Source organism: Anaerobiospirillum sp. NML120448, assembly GCF_023050945.1.
Classification (GTDB): domain Bacteria; phylum Pseudomonadota; class Gammaproteobacteria; order Enterobacterales; family Succinivibrionaceae; genus Anaerobiospirillum.
On sequence record NZ_JALKIM010000034.1, the window covers coordinates 1 to 20,175 of the forward strand.

Consider the following 20,175-nt stretch of genomic DNA (forward strand, 5'->3'; position numbering starts at 1 on the left):
CACAGTTATCTAACTGCAAACCTTGTAAGCAGAAGTCTAGCAATTTGTCATATTCAGAAGGATTAAGATTATTACGTAAAGCTTGATCTTGGGCTGTATTGTTAATATTATTCATAGCAGGAGACCTATGTTTTGATTTTGAGTTACTTGGTCTCCTTATTCTACATTAATTTTCATATCCCTCATCTTATTTCATTACATCTCTTTACCATTCAAATCATACACAATCAAGTTCTGTCGCCATATATATTTCATAATGTCAATATTTTTTAGAAAAAAATAATTTTTACTAATTGGCACGATTTTTGTCAACTAATCCCACAAGATTTTCAATTGATCCCATTAGAGGTGTATGGCGATAGCCCCTTATTTTTAACAGCTCTCAGATATGGTAGCAATGAGCTTATTTCCTTATTATTACCTTTGAGCACCAAACTTAGTGAGGACGAAAAGTTTAGAGCCTTTAACGAAGTCTATTGGAGCAACAAGATAGCTTTAATTGATATTTTAGAACAAGCAGGCCTATCAGTTGCTCAATATGGCGGCCAGGCCTTTAGAAAAGCTGTAGCTTTTAACAACGAAAAACTAGCAAGAGTCTTTTTGCAAAAAGGCGTGGATGTCAACTTTCATGAAAAAGATATGGTTTTTCCTAATGCCTCAACTCCTATTATTGAGGCAGCACGTAATAATCATTTAGCCTTAGTCAAATTACTCATCGACTATGGTGCTGATATTACTTTGTGCGACAAGTATGGCGATCGCCCTTATAGTTTAGCCGTCAAAAACAAAAACCATGCTATGGCTAAACTCTTAAAAGAGCTTGAGCCTGAGGATTGGCATAATGAACAAGAGCAGCTTAGCCTATTTAAGCGCTACAAAGCTCCACAAAAGCTGATTGATTACTTAAAAACAGGCCCCTTGAGAATTGAGTTTCCTAATGAAGAGCATATTACTTATGTAGAGCTCTACTCTTTCATGGATGTTCAAGAATTTACTTATAAGCGCAAGCGCTTCTTATCAATAATGTCTGACTTAGACAATTATAGTGATTATTTATTGCTCTTTTATTCTAAGGATAAGTTGCTTTGGTACTTTGATATTGAACATGAGGAATTGGCCCCCTTGGTTAAATGGGATGAATTTATCCACAACCCAGGCCCCATTCTCAACGACATGCTGTTAGGCAAATATGCCCCTATCGACTAACACCACTTACCAGCTCTGCTCTGGCCATGACATGAGCAGAGCTGCACTGCACTGCGCTGCGCTGCAACTTTCCATAGGTCCAGCCCTATAGTTTTTATAGAGCTAAGCACTGCGGCCATCATTGGGCTAGCCCTATGGCCATAATAGAGCTATTACTTCGGTACTTATAGTGCCAAGTATGTAGCTTTTACAAGCTCTATACTGTGGTTTTAACTAAGGATGGCACAGATGTTTTTAAGAACCAGTCCAGCTGGTTTTGCCACTATCTTTATATCTTAGCGAGGATAAGCTTATGAAAAAATTTGACCCAAACTATGAGCTGTTAGCCGACATGTATGGCGACTCATACTATCCGACCTTTTTAGTGGACAAAATTAAGTTCCAACTACAAGAGGTCATCAAGGTGCTTGAACAAGGCGAAACTGACGTTAACACCATACAAAACCAATTAGACCAGGCTGTCTTGGCTATTAACGATCTCCAAGAAGAGTTTGATGAAAACAACAGCGAACTTGAAACCATAGCACGTGAGAGTATTGGTGCAAGTGTACGCTATGTCTTGCAGTGGTTTAATATTCCTATCGACATCGAAGAGGCAATTCGTGAACGTGATTGGTAGCCTTTATCATGTAGCTTTTGGGGCCCTGTAGCTTTTTAGAGGCTATATGGTCTTTTATAGGCTATTTAGCCTTTTGCTGTAGCTCTACACTAACTTGATAAGAGTGAGGTTTTTCTGTATGAACAACTTACCTTTAGAACTATTCAATCGCAATAGCTTCCAGAGTTTAGACTCCACTGAGAAAACTAAGCTCATGGAGCTTTTAGCTAAGCTTTATGATCTTTCATTTATTGGGCTTCAATCTTTTGCTCGCTGGGGTCAAAGTCTAACCACAGGAGTATTTACTAAAGGTGAGCGCCGTATGGTTTTTGTTCCAGGAGACACTATTACCATAGGCTGGGATCACTTTGTACAAGGCCTTGATAAGGATAATCTTGAGCTAATTACAGAGGTTTTAGAAGAGTACGAAATTGAAGGCTCTTGTGAAGACTTCATTAAAAACATGATGCTACCACCCTTTAGCGCCACTATCAGTCCCATGATAGTCTCTGAGCAATTAGAGGAAATTGGCTACTTAGCTATTAGCAAGGACGATTCCAGACTTAATCAGCGTGATAGAAAAGAGCTTGCTAATTTTCTAAGCAGTGATTGTGAAGGGCTGGAAATAGTCAATCATGTGCGCTTTAGAAAAGAAGCAGGTGAGTGCAAGATCTGGCTCTATGAAGAAACCTCACTAAGCACCCTTAAGCAATCTTTGCAAGATCAAGGACTTACTTTGCCAAGCGCTAATGAATGGGCCTACTTAGCAGGAGGTGGATGTAGAACCCTCTATGCTTTTGGTGATAATTTAGACTTTAATATGCGCTTACACCACTTTTCTGGTAGTGAACAAGAGGATCAGCCATTTGATTTGCAAGAGCCTAATTTCTTTGGTCTCTCTATTGCTTATGATCCTTACAAACAAGAATTAGTCGATGGTCAAAGCAAAACCACTTGCGGCGGCGATGGTGGCTGTAATATTTGTGGAGGTCTGGGGCCTGTGGTTGGCTATTTAACTTGCTCACCACATTATAAGCCTCAAGAGCATAAGAGTGATCTTATAAACGGCAATTATGAGTTTGTACGTCCTATAATTCGTATCAGCAAAGATTAATCCCTACTCTCTCCTATGAATAGAGTGGTAATAGCCGCTATGCCAGTATAGGCCACACTAAGCTGGCCTATGCAGACATGAGCCTGTGTATTCATGCCAATGCCTGCCTTGCTATAGGCATTGGCAACTCATGGTTTATACTGTCCTTATATAGACACAAAAGCATCTTATCTGTGGTATAAGGAGGTTAAACTTGCCTTGCATCTTAGAAGCAGTGTTGGAGCCATTATGAGTCCTAATAGATTTAAAGACCTTAGCTATTTTACTTTCCATGCTGAGAAGCCTATAAGTGTCCAATGCCCCAAGTGTAAGGGTATGGGCATAGTACAGATTAAGGATAATCTTGCTTATTTTAATTGCACCCATTGCCATCACAGCCTCATACAAGATCGTACTTTGTATCGCTATGATGTTCATAATCATTGCAGCAATTGTGGGCGCTACTACAGAGTAGATCTTAAGCCTAATGAAGCTCAAAACTTTAACAAGCTCATGGTAGCATGTCCTTATTGCGGAACTAAAATGCAAGGACAAGTACATAAAACAGCTTATTGCTACGACTATCGTTCAAGCCTTAAACAAGGTTGCGATCCTTTCTTTAATTTTCCCTTATGGTTCTTGTCCTCCTTTAATGGCAAATTAGTTTGGGCTCTTAATAGAGAACACCTAAACTATCTTATTGATTACTACGAGATTACTATCAAAACCGATCAACTTCAAACTTTTAGTGAATAGCTCATAATAATCATATATCATATTAGCAACGCTAAAATGATGTACGAGGCCGCTATGACTCTGAGTGAATTATCTGAGAAATCACTATCTTTTAAAAAGCCTGATATAAACCTTTGTATGGATGATTTTTATCAGGTTGATTTCCTAATGGATAAGCTCGATATTGAAAAGCCAGTGGCTGAGTACCTCATATATATTTATGACAAAACTAAAGCGTTTATAACTGACAACGAGCTATCGCAAAAAATAAACGATCTGTTATATACCTTTGGCAGTAATATTGAAGAGCGGTCATTAGACAATCGAAACGAGAGTTTGGTAGTTTATGATTTACCTTCAACTCTAGCAATGCACACTTTATTTGGTCCAATGTGGGCAAATAACATTACTAATTTTTGTATTGAGCTTAACTCATCATTAGAGTTTAGAGCATTCATAAATGCTGTACTACCCTATACTTTACCACCTCACAAGAAATACAGCTTTACAAGTTTGTATCGTATGTTACGCATGTTTGAAGGCTCTGCATCATATAATGCATCTGCAACCAACAATCAAAATGATGATCAAGTAAATGAACTTTATGAGTTTTTTCGTGAGTTAAGATTTTCCTTTCCATTAAGTGATGACAGGACAAGCTATTGCCCAGATCATGGCTTTCTTAAAGGGGTAACAATTGACTCAAATAAGCCATTTGCTAATACACTTGGTGCTGATGGTCAGTATATAAATGCAACAAATGTTTCTGAAGATAGTAGCCCTGCACGTTGTTACATAAGCTGCTCAATCTATGACACAACAAGACGATCTACATTAGAAGTTCTTATACGATGACATAGATCTATAGCCTTGAATGTAGCTTCTTATAGAGTTGCATAAAAATTTCTTTAATTAAAGGCATCTATTTTCTACAGGTTAATCTTTAATAAAGGACAGTTCCTGACTAGAGTGAACTTGATATTTAAGTTGCTCCTTAGTAATAATTTTGAAAACTATTTTAGACATAGGAAAGTTTGCTAAAACTTACCCATATATGAATAATTTGTGGCTTTCATCCACTGGGCAAGCCCAGTGGTTTTTCGCCACTATCTTTATAACAAGCTTAAAATTCCTTGTCTTTTTAGGTTTCTTAATCTAAACGGCCATTATTAAGAGTTTTGGTCTTAATTATGGTTTCGCCAACACTAAGGATAGCTATTACAACTTAAAGGCACATTAAAACACAGACTAAATAGCCTAATTGTTTTAGTTTTAAGCTTTTGATTGTGATGAGGTTTGGCTATTACTGTAATAGTTAAACTTTGGTTTTTAGTTTTAAACATGTTAAAGGAGAGATTTGATTAAGCATGAGCTTAGTATGCTTTTGCATACTTTGGTTGTGTTTGATTGGGTCAAAATATATGAAAAATTTGCGTGCAATGCCTTACCACAAATTTTCCATACCTATGTACCATTTAGTAAAAATTGGTGCTTTGCTATTGCTCTTTTGCCTTATAGCTTTAATCGATTTCTGGCCGACTGAAACTTATCATGCTCAAGAGGTTGTGCTTTATCCTTATGAAGAAGTAAGCCAATTTGATGATAAGTGCAATTATCAAATGAATGTTTCCAAAACTGATATAGCACTCTACGAACTCTTTGAAGTAGACTTTGAGTCCAATAGAGACTGCTTAGCCTCAAGATAGCCTTTTAATCAACTAAAAGCTAATTGGATGGGCCGTTATACCTAAAGGTAAACCACAAGCTCTCTTAGTATCGGCCTATTCATTTAGCTATCAATATTAGACCACACCAGTTAATGCTCTTGCCTTGCCTTTGCCCACCTTAACGCCAATCTTTCTGCTTGGCTTACCTTGGTAAGCCACCACTCTTCTTAACATAGGTTAGGGCCATCAGAATTATTGGTTTTTTGACATTAGCCTGCTTTATCTGTTGAATGATCTCAAATAGGTGTTTTGATGGCTCTAAGCCTTAAAAGCTTTCTTCACGATTCAGTCATAGGTGTATTTAGTAAAGATAAGCCTAACAACAAGACTCTAAATGTAAATAAACTTTTTGTACATAATTGAAAATTTGTATATCTAGCATAGATCCAACATGCTAGAATGTTATACATGCAAAAATTTATTAGTATTTGCATTAGATAATTTACTGTATTTTACACGTGTGCCCTTTCTTTGGTTCAAATAGATCCCCTGGGGGATTTGAAAAAAACTATACGTATCAAATCGGCACTCAACTTAAGGCGTTCAAAAGCGGGTATCAAAAAGAAACCTGATAAATAAGGCGTTTTAGTCGCCTACTTAAAAATAAGTCTGTACCAGGCAGTACGTATAATTATTTCTCAATCCCCCTGGGGCTCTATTTGAACCTTTCTTTCTTTGTTTTAGACAATCTTTGTTAATTTGTAAACAACCGCAAAGGCAGCCTATTAATTTTATTGGCGTAAATAAGGAGATAAGATGGATTTATTTGAGGAAGTGCAGGCTCTTGGCAGAAAATGCAAGTCAGTGAGCGATAAAATTACTTCAGAAGAGGCTACCAAAAACACATTGGTAATGCCTTTCATTAAGATGTTAGGCTATGACCCTTTTGATTTAAACGAAGTAGTTCCTGAGTTTACTGCAGCTATTGGTGAGTATAAAGATAGACGTGTAGACTATGCCATTATGTCTGAGGGCAAGCCTATTATTATTATTGAGTGTAAACCTTATGGTGATGAGCTTAATAGTCTAAAATGCGCTCAACTTATGACCTATTTTATTGGTTGTGAGGCTCGTGTTGCAATTCTTACTGACGGCAATCGCTATCTATTCTTTTCTGACTTAGAAGAGCCTAACAAAATGGATAGCAAGCCTTACATGGAGTTTGTTCTTGAAAAGCCAGACTCTTCTTTAATTCCTGAGTTAAAGAAACTGATGAAAGGTAATTTCAATATTGATGAGGCTCTTAACTCTGCTAGCTTGCTCAAGTACACTCGTGAATTTAAGCGCATCATGGCTGAACAGTTAAAATCACCTGATGACGATTTCTTAAAGTTTTTTGTTAAGCAGTGTTATGACGGTGCCTTTACCTCCAATGTAAAAGAACGCTTTGCTCCTATTTTAACTGATGCTTTAAATTTCTTTATTAAAGACAAAGTAAATGAGCGTCTTGCAAACGCCATAAATGATGTTAATCAAGGCGGTAATGATGGAGATGTTTCAACATCATCAACAGGTGAAATTGCAGGAGATGGCTTACCTAATAGCCAAAAGGAAGAAACAGAGCCAGATGATGGAATTATTACTACTGATGAAGAAAAAGAGGCTTACTTCATCATTAAGTCAATATTAATGGGAGAAGTGGCTCCTAAAGATATCATTCTTAATGATTTTAAGAGCTTCTGTAATATTTGCTACGAGCGCAAGGGCAAAGTATTTGTCCGTCTATTCTTTAATAAGGCTCCTTTAAAGATTGGTTTCTTAACTACCACTGCAGATGGTAAGAAAGACTTTGATCAGGTACAAATTGATACTGTAGAAGATATTTATCAATATGCTGATCGCATCAAGGCAAGTATTAAAGAAGTTAAATAAAAGTCTACTGTTATATTTTAATCTTTTTAAATTGTCTTTCTTTAATATCACTTTGTAATAATTGAGCATAAAAAACTCATCCTCATAAAGGGTGAGTTTTTTTTATGACTTGGCATTTATTAAGAAATATAAGCCATGGTATATAAGATACTTACAGCTTTTATTAAAAGTTGGAAGATACTAGCTTATCCGTATACAGAAGCGATGGGCTGAGCTGGCTTACGCTGACGCTCGCTCTGCTGCCGCTGGGCCGAGCTAAGAATAGCTTAGCTTAGTAAAAGAAAGAGGGAGCTATTAGCTCCCTCTTATTGTAGTAATGAAACTTTTTTAATTACTCAGCTTCTGTAGCCTTGTCTTCTTTAATTTGAATCAAGATATTAGACAGAATAGCGGCAACACCACCAGTAGTAATACCAGAGGAGAAGATATTTTTAATTACTTGAGGGCATTGGCTTAAGATATCTGGAACTAACTCAACAGATAAACCAAAGGAGAAAGAAATAGCCATTACTAAAACAGCCTTACGGTTAATGTGTTGAGAAGCAATAATACGAATACCAGAAGCAGCCACAGTGCCAAACATCAATAAGGTAGCACCACCTAATACAGGATCTGGAATAAGAGAGAAGATAATACCAATAGCTGGGAATACGCCTAACAGAATTAAGAAACCAGCAATGTAATAGCCAACATAACGGCTAGCAACACCAGTTAACTGGATCATGCCGTTGTTTTGAGCAAATACTGAGTTAGGGAAAGAGTTTAATAAACCAGCTAACATGGAGTTAAAGCCATCGGCTAAGATACCGCCAGAAGCACGCTTTAAGAATACAGGGCCTTGAACTGGCTCACCAGAAATTAAAGAGTTAGCAGTCACATCACCATAAGCCTCAATAGCAGTAATAAGGTAAACAATACCTAAAGCAATAATTGAGGAGATATCAAAATCGATACCATACTTAAATGGCATTGGGATATTAAAGCCACCATAGCTTTGTACTTGGCTAAAATCGACACGGTCTAAGAAAATTGCTACTACATAGCCGATTAATAAACCAATTACGATAGAGCTCATACGTAAGTAACGATTGGAGCTACGGTTAAAGAATAGGATGGAAATGATAACTAAAGCAGCTAAGCCTAAGTTTTCCATGCTACCAAAGGTACCATTGCTCATAGCGCCAAAACCACCACCACAAGCGGTAATACCTACCTTAATCAAGGAAAGGCCAATTAAGGTAACTACAATACCAGAAACTAGTGGAGTAATGATTTTTCGAGTGAAGCGTAATACTCGGCTAACAGCCATTTCTACAACAGAGCCAGCTACTACAGCACCGAAAATCATAGACAGGCCACCAGTGGCACCAGCTGCAATAATAGGGGCAATGAAGGAGAAAGATGTACCTTGGATACACAACAAGCCGCAGCCAATAGGGCCAAAACGACGGCATTGAATGAAAGTAGAAATTCCAGAGGCAAATAAAGACATAGAAACTAAGAAAGAGGTAGTTTCAATATCAAAGTTTAAAGCACCAGCAATAATAAGAGGTGGAGTAATAATAGCTACGAAAATAGCTAATAAGTGCTGAATAGCGGCAAAAAGAGCGTCTTTTAAAGGAGGACGATCGTTTAAGCCATAAATAAGTTCAGACTTCATTTCATTTTCAGTAGCGTTAGGCTCGTGATAGCTTACGTCTACTTGGCCTTGGGACTTATTAACTTCCTTAGCGATTGCTGCTGCAACCTTGGTAGTCTCGTGTTGGTCGTGCTCAGACATGAATTTACCTTTGGAGAAAAAGAGCATTATCTTCATCAAAGCCAAACACTTGCTTATTGAGATAAACAAGTGTCAATGTAATTACTTGGAGTTAAAGACTTATAAAAACCCAAACAAAAAGCATAGGGCTTAACAAAATTACAATAAAACGGCTTATATTTCTGATATTTAGGCTATAGGGGCACTATTCAGTAAATATAGATAAAGATGTGATTAAGAAATTTGGTGCCTATTTTACAATCAATTTTTTTAAATAAAAGTAATGCACTAAAAAGGTGAAAAGCATGGTAATGACTCACAAAACAACTATAAGACACTTGCTAAATAGTTTGAATTACTATAAGGATTTTTTTAAGCTAAAGTTCATATCAGCACAGGATAAGCAATCTTATGCGCTCTATTATCAATATTCCTGCAAGAGCGTATCTTTGCACGCTAAGAAGCAACCTTATGTGGTTTTAGCTTGGCAACATAAGAGCTTTGAAAGCTTTACGATAAACTGTGCAATAAGCTATGCATTGGTCTAAGAGAGCTTATAGAAGCCATCATTAGCCAATATGACCCATTAGTTGTTTAACAGCAAAAAAGAATAGCGAAGTTAGCATTAAAAAATTGAGTCTAATAGTGGCCTTTAGGAATTATCTGGCAACAGAGTAAGCTATTAAGGTGAGATGAGATGAGATGCTCAAGATATTAGTCTTCTAGTACTAGAGCTAAAAGAGCTACTGACAAATATGGGTCATAAGGCTAAGAATACATACTAATAAGATTGATCCTTAGCCTTAAAAATTGAAATATATTAAATAGGGCTTGCTAGGCCACAATTGGTATAGGCACTACCTAAAAAGCAATCACAAGCATAATTGTGTAGCTGGGAAATGTTTAAAAATAGGCAAGCTAAGATAAAAGTTGCTCCAGGGCTATTTTCAAACTTGGCTAAAGAGGCTTGTTCCTTATTAGCATATGGGCCTTGAGGGTTATTTGCTTCTACCTCCCAAGTATGTCCAATAACTCTATTATAGTAGTTAAATTTAGCCAGCTGCTTAGTTAAACTTAGCTCTTCATCTTTAGTGCGGCTTAATAAGTCAAACAGTACACTTTTATATGCTGGCATATTTGGCATATCATTGATTACCTGAGTTAAGAGACTAGCTCTTATAGTCTGCCAGTTTGGTAAGGCACTAGTGTGCTCAATATTTAACTCAGAAAAATCATCAAAAGATGACATTAGTTGAGAGTACATATTAAGCTGCTCTAAGTTTTTAGCTGACATAAGCTTTTGATACTGCTCCTGGTCTAATAAAAAGCTTTGAGCAAAAAGTACAGTATATTTAAGTCGCATTAGCTCATTAGAACATTCGAGCGTCTTATCCAGATTTAAGTCAGTTTCCTCGTTAAATTGATTGTCATCCTTATTGTTAGGCTCATCAGGAGACCATATCTCAAAAGTCTCATCGTCGCCAAAAATTAAATTTTCATCAAAATTGAGGCTGTCATTATCAAAAAACTGGCCACTATCCTGATTAAAGTCTGATTCACCTGTAACTTCTACTTTGCTTTCTACAGGTCTTTCGTCAATATAACTACCAGTAATAGGGTCAAAATGGCGTAAAGCATCAGCAGGGTTAATCTTTCCTATGTTGGATGAAGAACCTTTATGAATTTTTACCGCAGCTTGATCCTTTTCTATTACTTGATCATTAACATGACGGCTTGCTAATACTTTAATATTAGATCTGCGTGCCTGCTCAAAAGGCATAAATGCAGTTCCTGTAGGCATGCTTTTGCCTGTATTACTAGTAGAGTTATCGCTAGCAGTACCTTTAGAGCCCATCTCCTCTGTGTCAGCATCAGTCTTTATTGCTCCATTGCTGGCTGATTGTGATAGGGTGGCTTTATCGACTGACTCATCAGTAGTAGCAGTAGTTACCATAGAAGTCGTAGCTTGCTCCTGAGTTTCCATAGAAGCTTTAAACTCTTCTTTAGTAAGTACTTTAGAACTTTCACTGTCCATATCTTTAGCAAGATCAATAGCTTGTTGCCAAATATCCCCAGCAGAAGCATTAGACAATTTAATTCTTTTTAAACCGCCAGTGGTCTTTTTCTTGGTGGTAGCAGAGGTCTTAGCAGATTTTGCTTTGACCTTAGGCTTACTATCCTCAGTTACAATATCGCTAGTGCCTGTAACTCGACTAATAATAGTCTCTTCGCTATTTTTGCTAATGCTATCATCTTTAGTCTCAATACCAGTGGCAGATTTAACCACTGTTACCCCAGTTTCTGTAGCTGTGGCAGTAGCTGTGCTAGCTGCTGTGATGGTGCCTTTATCTTCGGCTGTAGCAGTGCTAACAGCTGTAGTAATAGCTGCTTTTGCTACATTGCTACCACTTTCATGGTCACTTCCTTGTGGTAAGGCCTCTGTGCTAGCTTTTGCTGTAGTTTCTTGAGTTTTAGCTTCAAAGTTAGGCTGACTGCCATCCATAGTTTTCCAGATTACTTGAACCTTTGGTGCCTGGTCTTGTTTATCTGAGTTAACTTTAGAGGCATCATTAACTTGTTCTGGGCTTGAAGTATCTTTAATAGCTTCCTCTTTAATTGATTTGGCTACTCTAAATACTTTTTTACCATCATTCTCTTTAGCGTTATTATCAATACGATCCAGAATCGATAAATAGCGCTCTTGTGCTCTTTGAGAGAAGCTTTTTTCGCTAACATTTGGTATAGCTTGTAAATTTCTACTATAAAAATTCTGTACAAAAAGCTCTTCTTTACTAATTGGAGCATGTTCATATTGCTCAGTGGTAATTAATAAATTAGCAGATTGCTCACCACTAAAATTAGTCTTTACGCTATTGCCCTTGCTTCCCTCTTGAATAATAGCAGCTGCATTAGTAAGTACCAATCCAGAAGCGCTAGCACTTGTTTTTGCACTCTTATTCTCAGCTACAGGATCATTACTCTTATTCTGTTGGTCATTAGAGCTAGAATCAGTTTGTGAATCTGCTGCATTAGTAAGTACTAAGCCAGAGGCGCTAGCACTTGCTTTAGCTGTTTTAGTTTCAGCTAAAGGCTCAGTATCCTTATGCTGCTGGCTATTAGAGCTATTATCTTGTACAGAGTCTGCTGCGTTAGTAAGTACCAAGCCAGAGGAGCTAGAGCTTGTTTTAGCGCTCTTATTCTCAGCTACAGGATCATTACTCTTATTCTGTTGGTCATTAGAGCTAGAATCAGATTTAGAGTCAGCAGCATTAGTAAGTACTAAGCCAGAGGCGCTAGCACTAGTTTGAGCATCCTTTCTTTCACTTTCACGTACAGGCTCAGTACTCTTATCCTGTTGGGATGTAGAGCTATTTTCTTGTACAGAGTCTGCTGCATTAGTAAGTACTAAACCAGAGGCACTAGCACTTGCTTTAACTGTTTTAGTTTCAGCTAAAGGCTCAGTATCCTTATCCTGTTGATCATTAGAGCCAGAATCAGATTGAGAGTCAGCAGCATTAGTAAGTACTAAGCCAGAGGCACTAGTACTTGCTTTAGCTGTTTTAGTTTCAGCTAAAGGCTCAGTATCCTTATCCTGTTGGGAATTAGAGCCAGAATCAGATTGAGAGTCAGCAGCATTAGTAAGTATCAAGCCAGAGGAGCTAGAGCTTGTTTTAGCATCCTTAGTCTCACGTAAAGGCTCAGTACTCTTATCCTGTTGGGAATTAGAGCTATTATCTTGTACAGAGTCTGCTGCGTTAGTAAGTACCAATCCAGAGGCATTAGCACTTGCTTTAGCTGTTTTAGTTTCAGCTAAAGGCTCAGTACTCTTATCCTGTTGGGATGTAGAGCTATTATCTTGTACAGAGTCTGCTGCGTTAGTAAGTACCAAGCCAGAGGCACTAGCACTTGCTTTGACTGTCTTATTTTCAGCTAAAGGCTCAGTATCCTTATCCTGTTGGGAATTAGAGCTATTATCTTGTACAGAGTCAGCTGCATTAGTAAGTACTAAACCAGAGGCAATAGGGGCAGCTTTAGCTGTCTTGTTATCAGCTAAAGACTCAGTATCCTTATCCTGTTGGCTATTAGAGCTATTATCTTGTACAGAGTCAGCTGCATTAGTAAGTACCAAGCCAGAGGTGTTATGGTTTGCTTTAGCTGTTTTATTTTCAGCTAAAGGCTCAGTACTCTTATCCTGTTGGGATGTAGAGCTATTTTTTTGTACAGAGTCTGCTGCGTTAGTAAGTACCAAGCCAGAGGCGCTAGCACTTGCTTTAGCTGTTAAAGGCTCAGTACCCTTATCCTGTATGGAATTAGAGCTATTATCTTGTACAGAGTCTGCTGCATTAGTAAGTACTAAACCAGAGGCACTAGGGGCAGCTTTAGCTGTTTGAGTTTCAACTAAAGGCTCAGCACTCTTATCCTGTTGGGAATTAGAGTTGTTTGCTTGCTCAGAAGCGGGAGCGGAAGCGGCTGCGTTGGTGAGCACCAGGCCGTGAGGGGCTGGGGTAGTGGCATCATGATCGCTTGCGACAGTAAGAATGAGGCCTTTATTGCTTTTGTTGGCAATATAGGGGGCGTGCGGGCGCTGTTGTTGGTGCGCAGGATGGTTTTGATTCTGATTAGGATCGTTCTTGGTGGATGAAAAGCGTATAAAACTATCGCTGACAAGGAAATCTTTAAAGCGCAATAGGGCTACTGGATGCTCATTTTTAAAGCTTTTAGCTAGTTGGTTAATAAAGGACTCCACCTCTAAATTAGGGTGTAGAGATAAAAGTTCATTAAAAGAGCTGAGAAGCCCATCAAGGCCTAATAGTGCACAACCATAAATAATGCCCAGATCATTTTGCCCACATAATGCTTTAGCAAATTTTGCGGTTAAAGATAGACGTGCGCAAGCATCGTTACTCTTACTAAAGAGTAATGACATGCGCTTAATACGTTCTTTTTGCTCACTATTAAAGCTAGAGAGAACAGGGGCATCTAAGTTAAGCTTAGAGTCTTCATAACCTTGAGTTTGTAGCAAGTAAGCTATTGGATAGATTTGTAGATAGGCTTTTAAGCTGTTTAAAAAGTAAACAGAGCCTTTTAATTTGCATTGCTGGGCTAAAAAAGAGTTAATTTCTAGCAATCTTAGCTTAGAAGCAGTATCTGGATCATGTGCTACCAGCTGCTCATTGACCAACTTTACTTTTAAATCTAGTTTTTGGTTTATAAAGTCAGAAATAATATTATTGATGAACTTTACTTTCTCATCAATTAATTGACTAGCGGAGGTAATTTCCTGATGTAATTCAGTTCCGTTTAGGCGCAATAAGCTCTCTTGGTACTCTTTAGGAGTTCCAATAATCTTTGCTTTAAAACCAAGATGTTCCAAGTTAGGAGCATCCAAAAAGTAAATGATATTGCTTTTAAAGTTAGTCTTAGCTTCATTGCGGAGCCTTGACATGTGCTGAGCTAGTAAAGAAGACATGATTGTTTGTAACCCTTGATAGCATGCACTGTTATTTTTATTAGTAATAACAATTGCTGCTTGGCAACAAATTTTTTAAAGGGCTATCACTTGGTTATCTTCTCAAAGAAAAGAGCTATCTCATGAGGGCAAAACTACTTTACGTATGGCCAAATACCACTTTTTAACATCAAATACAGATAGATTATTATCAATAAATAGATCTCAAAATCAAATTTGCTTGCTGTGAGTAAGGATCATAGGATTGAACTTACTTTTTAGAATTGCTCTATGGAGCGGGCGCACTAATGATAAAAGGTGTGGCAAAAGTTAATTTTGCAGAGATAAGTAGAATTACAAAGCTAGGGGAGCAAGTAGCTAGATATTGCCATGATTTAGATACAATAATCCTGGTGAAACTTGTAGCAGTGTAAAAAAGATAAGTTTTTCTTAGAGAAAAATAACTTAAGTGCGCCAGGTGAACTTATAGATAGCTGTGTATCAACACAAGCATATTACGGATCGGCAGTTAATTGGTATTAACTGATAAGTTCTTTATAAATTTGTTTGCCAAAATTGGCAGCCTTGGTAGCGTAATCCAAAGCTTAAAATGCTAAAAATCGATCTGATTATAGCAAATTAATAAAATAAACTTAAGTTACAAAAATAATGGGCACAAAAAAGCCCTTAAATACGACTTTAAGGGCTTAAGAAAAGGTTAAATACTAGCTATTTTTTGCTTTCGTCATTGAGACTTTGTGCAAAGTCGTCCTCGAAAGGATCATCAAAATCATCAATAAGCTCTGCGGCTAAGTTAGCTAAGCTATTGGAGCCTTTATTCTTACCTTTATCGTGGCTGCTGGTAGTATGCATGTACTCAAGATTGCTCTCATCAGACATAAAGGCATCATCTAAGAGTTCATCGGTTACTAAAGAGTCTTCAACCACGTCAGCAACAGCTGCTTGTACAGCACGAGCTGGATCGTGCTCAGCTGGAGACTGTTTATTAGAAGCCGCAATCTCATTAGACATTGGCTTAAAGTTAGCTAAGCTATCCTGAGCACTTTGATCCTTTAAATGCTCTTCCTTGTTATTAACGCTCGTCTCAGACATAAAGACTGATTCTGAGAGCGAATTTACTTGCTCACCATTAGCGGTATTATCATTATCTGCAAAGCGAGTAGGAGTAGCAAAGATCAAGTCTTTATCAGCCATCTCCTCAACGTTAACAGTTTCAATAATGGTGCCTAATTGCTCATTAGCACTAAAGCTTGGTTCCTCTTTGTCCTGAATATTTTCAACTTCAGAAACATTGTTAAGTTCTGGCTCTTTATCAAAGGTCCCAAGCTTACTATTTTGTAAGTCGAGTTGAGGCTCTTGAATATAGTCGTCATCGCTTTCAAGTACTGGAACAGTGCTTAGAGCTGGCTCTTGTTTGCCGTGCTCAATATTATTGCTCTGTGATAATAAAGCAGCAGTTTTATCATCAGCAGGCTTATAAGCAGGAGAGATGCTATCCAGTATGTTATCTTCTTGACTTACTGTGGTAGAGCTCTGGCTCTCGATAGGCTCTTCTAAACCATGATGGGTATACTCAGCGCTAATCACTACTTGATGGTCAAAGCTACTGTTAGTATCAGTGCTATTAAAGTAGGAATCATTGCTACCTAAGAGGTTAGTGGCCATAGAGCGGGTTGATTCTTCGGCCAAGATTGTGCTTTCATTAAGCGCTGGGCTTGGCTGAATTTCTACTGGAGTATCTTTATCGTCCTTTTGAGCACTAGCAGTTTGCTCATTTAAGCTATCCTTAGTTTCTGCAACCTTTTGTGTAGTTGCACTCTTGCTGCTTTCTTGAGTCTGACTAGTGGTGCTAGCATTGGCAGCAGGTGTAGTAGCATTAGCTGCAGCGGTAGCACCAGTAGTAGCTGCGGCGGCAGCTGCGGCAGCAGCACGGGCTTGAGCTTTAGCTTTTTGCTTGGCACGACGAGCCTGAGACTTGGTCATTGGCTTATTAGAGGCAACCTCAGTAGCTGCGGCAGCAGTAGTGGCCTTATTATCCTGAGCTTTTTCCTGTTGAGCTCTCTTAGCTGATTGATCTTGTTGGGCTTGTTGCTGGCGCTCTGCCTTAAGTTGGTCTTGTACTTTTTGCTCTGCCTCTTTTTCAGCCTCTAAGCGAGCTTGCTCAGCCTCAAGTTCCTTAACCATAGCAGCTTGGGCTTGCTCCTCAGCAGCAATACGCTCAGCCTCAAGGCGCTCTTGCTCTGCTTTTTCAGCAGCTAAGCGTTCTTGTTCAGCCTTCTTTTCAGCAGCAATGCGTTCAGCTTCAAGGCGCTCTTGCTCTGCTTTTTCAGCAGCTAAGCGTTCTTCTTCGGCCTTCTTTTCAGCGGCAATACGCTCAGCCTCAAGGCGCTCTTGCTCTGCTTTTTCAGCAGCTAAGCGCTCTTCTTCGGCTTTCTTTTCAGCGGCAATATGCTCAGCCTCAAGGCGTTCTTGTTCTGCCTTTTCAGCAGCTAAGCGTTCTTCTTCGGCTTTCTTTTCAGCAGCAATGCGTTCAGCCTCAAGGCGCTCTTGCTCTGCTTTTTCAGCAGCTAAACGCTCTTCCTCAGCCTTCTTTTCAGCGGCAATGCGTTCGGCCTCAAGGCGTTCTTGTTCTGCCTTTTCAGCAGCTAAGCGTTCTTCTTCGGCTTTCTTTTCAGCGGCAATGCGTTCAGCCTCAAGGCGCTCTTGTTCTGCTTTTTCAGCAGCTAAGCGTTCTTCTTCGGCCTTCTTTTCAGCGGCAATGCGTTCGGCCTCAAGGCGCTCTTGCTCTGCTTTTTCAGCAGCTAAGCGCTCTTCCTCAGCCTTCTTTTCTGCAGCAATACGCTCAGCCTCTAAGCGTTCACGCTCAGCCTTCTCGGCAGCTAGGCGTTCTTCTTCGGCCTTCTTTTCGGCGGCGAGGCGCTCTTGTTCAGCTTTGAGAATGGCTAAGCGCTCAGCTTCTTGACGGGCCTTTTCTTCTTGTTCTTTTTGAGCCTGTAATTGCTTTTGGCTTACTACAGGGATGCGATAGTAAACATTGGCTTGAGTGCCATTGGCTGTCTTAAAGTCACCAAATGCAAAGCTGGTGTTGCTAGAGCCTTGGGTTGTGATGGTAGCGTCAGTGTTGTCATCACTATCATTGTTGGTGGAGCTAATATTAGTAGCTACCACTTCTTGCTTGTTGGCAGTTAAATCACGTTGTTCAACCTCATGCTTAAGCTCTTTGCTATTAGTGGTAATAGCTGTGCCATCGCTGGAGTTAACAGCAAAGCCAGGCTCTGGGGCCTTGTCCTCAGAGGCAAAAGAACTCTCTTCCATTGGCTCGGTAATTGAACCATCGGCTGTCTTAAAGTTTACAAATGACTTATCAACAGGGGATAACTTGATATCATTGCGTTCGATATTGGTATGACCACCTTCATCTTCAACGCTTTGATCTTCCTCATCACCACCTTGGCTAACAATGGCATTAGCTAAAGCAGCTCCTTGGCCTGTAAACTTGGTAGAAACATCTTTTTTAAGCGCAGCTGTGCTTTCAAGATCATCTGTGCTCTTAGCATTATCAGATAAAGCCTCACTAGCGGATGCTTCACTAACAGTTTCCTGCTCTTTGGCACTTTCGCTCTTAATCTCAGGTTTGGATTCTTGACTCTTGGCAACTTGAGCTTGTGCTGGAGTTGGCTCTTCATAAACCTCGCTAATATGGGCTTCTTTTACCTCTTTAGCTTGATTAGAAGAGTTGCTCTTAAATTGTTCTGTTAATTGCTCTGGTACTTGCTCTACTACAGGCTCAACCACTTGTTCAACTACTGGCTCGTAAACAGCATCTTTAATTACTGAGGACTCACCATTAACACTAGCATTGGAGCTAATAACAGTAGAGGCAGAGCCCTTGAGCTGATCTACACTGTAATTGTTGGTAACAATAACACGCTGGTTATAAGTTTCCTCTGGGGCCTTAGGCAAGTACTGCTCTGGAGTACCAATAAACGAACCTTGTTTAGTTTGCTTAAAGCTATCCATAGCAAAAGCCTTTTGGGCAGAGCGCTCAGTTAAAGAGCGATCTCGCCACCATTGCTTTTCATTAGCCTTAGATGGAGCCTTTTTAAACTCAGCAAGAACCACGTCCTCTTTAGGCTCTGCTTTATTTTGGGCACTAGCTTTTTGAGCTTGTAATTTCTTATAAGCTCTAGTTTGCTCTAACATGTCATGCTCTTGAGCAGCAAACTCAGTACCGTAAGAATAAGGGCCTACAGAATTATTATGGGAAAAGGCCTGATGATATGGGGCGTAGTGATCAGCAAAAATTTGGGCACTTTCACTTGGCTCGTAGTTTTCGTCCTGGGCTAAACGGGTGGTTGCCTTAGGTAATTTAAGATGAGCTAAAGATGAGTTCTCCATACGCTCTTGGAAAACTTGCTCAGAAAATTTTGTCTTCTGCTCAGAAACAGTCTGCACCTTTTTTTCTGCTGGATTATGAGAAAAAGCAGCCTGAGGAATTTGTGGCTCTTTTCTAGTGTTATCAAAAGAGTAGCCATCCTGAACATAAGAGGAAATACGAGTATTAGACTCGTGGTAGTTATGAGCTACATTACGATCTTTGTTAGCCTGAGCAGCATAAGCTGATGCTGGCACGGTCTTAAACTTGGTAGGGCCAAGATTAAGCTGGCGTGCTGTTACAAAAGAGGTATTAGAGGTGTCTTTTGGAGTATAAAAGTCCTTAAAAGCAGGTTCAGATTGAAGTGTAGTGCGCTGAAAACGACCAAAGCCATAAGAGTTAGTGCTCTGGCTAGTACGCTTAGTGCTATTATTGTTAGCATTAGCTACCATAGCTTGTGCTTGATTGTTATTGTGCTGTGCACCGTTCATCAGACCATTTCCTCGTAAAGACGCTTTTAATAGACTGTTGTTATCCTCAGAATAATCTAAGGTATCTGAATTATTGTTAGACAAAGCGTGATAAAAATGCGCTCCGCCTCTGGTATCGGCTCCTAGTGGTGAGTTACGGTTAGATCGGTAAATAGCCGTAGCTCCAAAATCTGCGTCATCACTAGGCAGTTCATCCTCATCGTAATACCAAGGACGCATACCATCATTTAAATCACTTTCTAAGAGCTCTTCTTCATTTTCTACCCAAGACTTACCTTTATGCTCAATGGCATTGTTTCTAGGCATATCATTAGCAGAAGGTGCATCTTTAGCAGTAGTTTCTTCTTTAGGTTGGGCTTTTGAGTCGAGGCCATCATATAAATTGGATAAAGCATCAACTAACTTATAGCCCTTTTGGTTGTTACCAATAGGTACTAACTTTAATAGACCGCCTTTAGGCACTCCTTGGTAGTTACGAATAGCAATAATATCGCTGCTACCTTTAGTACTGACACCAACTAGGCGATCGCCCAAAGAGCGCTCGGTGAGAGTTGCACTATCCATATGAAATTCTTCTTCATAATAGTACACCTCGCCATTAGGCATATCTTTACTAAAGACTACTTTTCTAGTGTATACATCTTGGGTCATGAAAAAAAACAAAAGCTTAGCTTAAGCTTTAAGCCCCTTATAATCAGTGGCCCCTATAAATTAAAAACTTCCTTAAGAAGTTGTTAATGTATAAGAGCTACAAAAAAACCTTAAAACTTAGTTAAGTTCACATAAGAGAAATTAACTAAAATATTGCTGTGAGCATCATTTTGTCCTACAAAATAGTAGGGAACTAAA

At 39.1% G+C, this 20,175-nt stretch carries 10 protein-coding genes; 7 read left to right on the forward strand and 3 right to left on the reverse strand.

What is annotated here, in order from left to right:
* Positions 1-423: 423 nt before the first annotated feature.
* The 7 genes from MXE38_RS07130 to MXE38_RS07160 all read left to right on the forward strand — a co-directional run bounded on the left by MXE38_RS07130 (position 424) and on the right by MXE38_RS07160 (position 7,231).
* Entirely contained in the window at positions 424-1,206 is a 783-nt protein-coding gene (locus MXE38_RS07130; RefSeq protein WP_246913519.1) for an ankyrin repeat domain-containing protein, read from the forward strand.
* A gap of 292 nt (positions 1,207-1,498) precedes the next feature.
* Positions 1,499-1,825, forward strand: coding sequence for a DUF5713 family protein (locus MXE38_RS07135; RefSeq protein WP_246913521.1), 327 nt, complete (start codon positions 1,499-1,501; stop codon positions 1,823-1,825).
* 118 nt (positions 1,826-1,943) lie between these two features.
* On the forward strand, positions 1,944-2,918 hold the full coding sequence (locus MXE38_RS07140) for a hypothetical protein (protein ID WP_246913523.1): 975 nt from the start codon (positions 1,944-1,946) through the stop codon (positions 2,916-2,918).
* A gap of 228 nt (positions 2,919-3,146) precedes the next feature.
* Positions 3,147-3,653, forward strand: coding sequence for a hypothetical protein (locus MXE38_RS07145; protein WP_246913525.1), 507 nt, complete (start codon positions 3,147-3,149; stop codon positions 3,651-3,653).
* Between the two features lie 117 nt (positions 3,654-3,770).
* Positions 3,771-4,487 (forward strand): hypothetical protein, encoded by a 717-nt coding sequence (locus MXE38_RS07150; RefSeq protein ID WP_246913528.1) that lies wholly within the window; start codon positions 3,771-3,773, stop codon positions 4,485-4,487.
* 566 nt (positions 4,488-5,053) lie between these two features.
* The gene (locus tag MXE38_RS07155; RefSeq protein ID WP_246913530.1) at positions 5,054-5,338 is read left to right on the forward strand and encodes a hypothetical protein; all 285 of its coding nucleotides are present in this window, start codon (positions 5,054-5,056) and stop codon (positions 5,336-5,338) included.
* Between the two features lie 777 nt (positions 5,339-6,115).
* Positions 6,116-7,231, forward strand: a complete 1,116-nt coding sequence (locus tag MXE38_RS07160; protein WP_246913532.1) for a type I restriction endonuclease — start codon at positions 6,116-6,118, stop codon at positions 7,229-7,231.
* 331 nt (positions 7,232-7,562) lie between these two features.
* Here the strand turns inward: MXE38_RS07160 and MXE38_RS07165 are convergent, their stop codons facing one another.
* The 3 genes from MXE38_RS07165 to MXE38_RS07175 form a co-directional block, all read right to left on the reverse strand.
* Entirely contained in the window at positions 7,563-8,891 is a 1,329-nt protein-coding gene (locus tag MXE38_RS07165) for a nucleobase:cation symporter-2 family protein (RefSeq protein WP_246913553.1), read from the reverse strand.
* A gap of 919 nt (positions 8,892-9,810) precedes the next feature.
* Complete coding sequence (locus tag MXE38_RS07170; protein ID WP_246913534.1) at positions 9,811-14,460, reverse strand: hypothetical protein; 4,650 nt, start codon at positions 14,458-14,460, stop codon at positions 9,811-9,813.
* A gap of 708 nt (positions 14,461-15,168) precedes the next feature.
* Complete coding sequence (locus tag MXE38_RS07175; protein WP_246913537.1) at positions 15,169-19,977, reverse strand: hypothetical protein; 4,809 nt, start codon at positions 19,975-19,977, stop codon at positions 15,169-15,171.
* Positions 19,978-20,175: the final 198 nt, after the last annotated feature.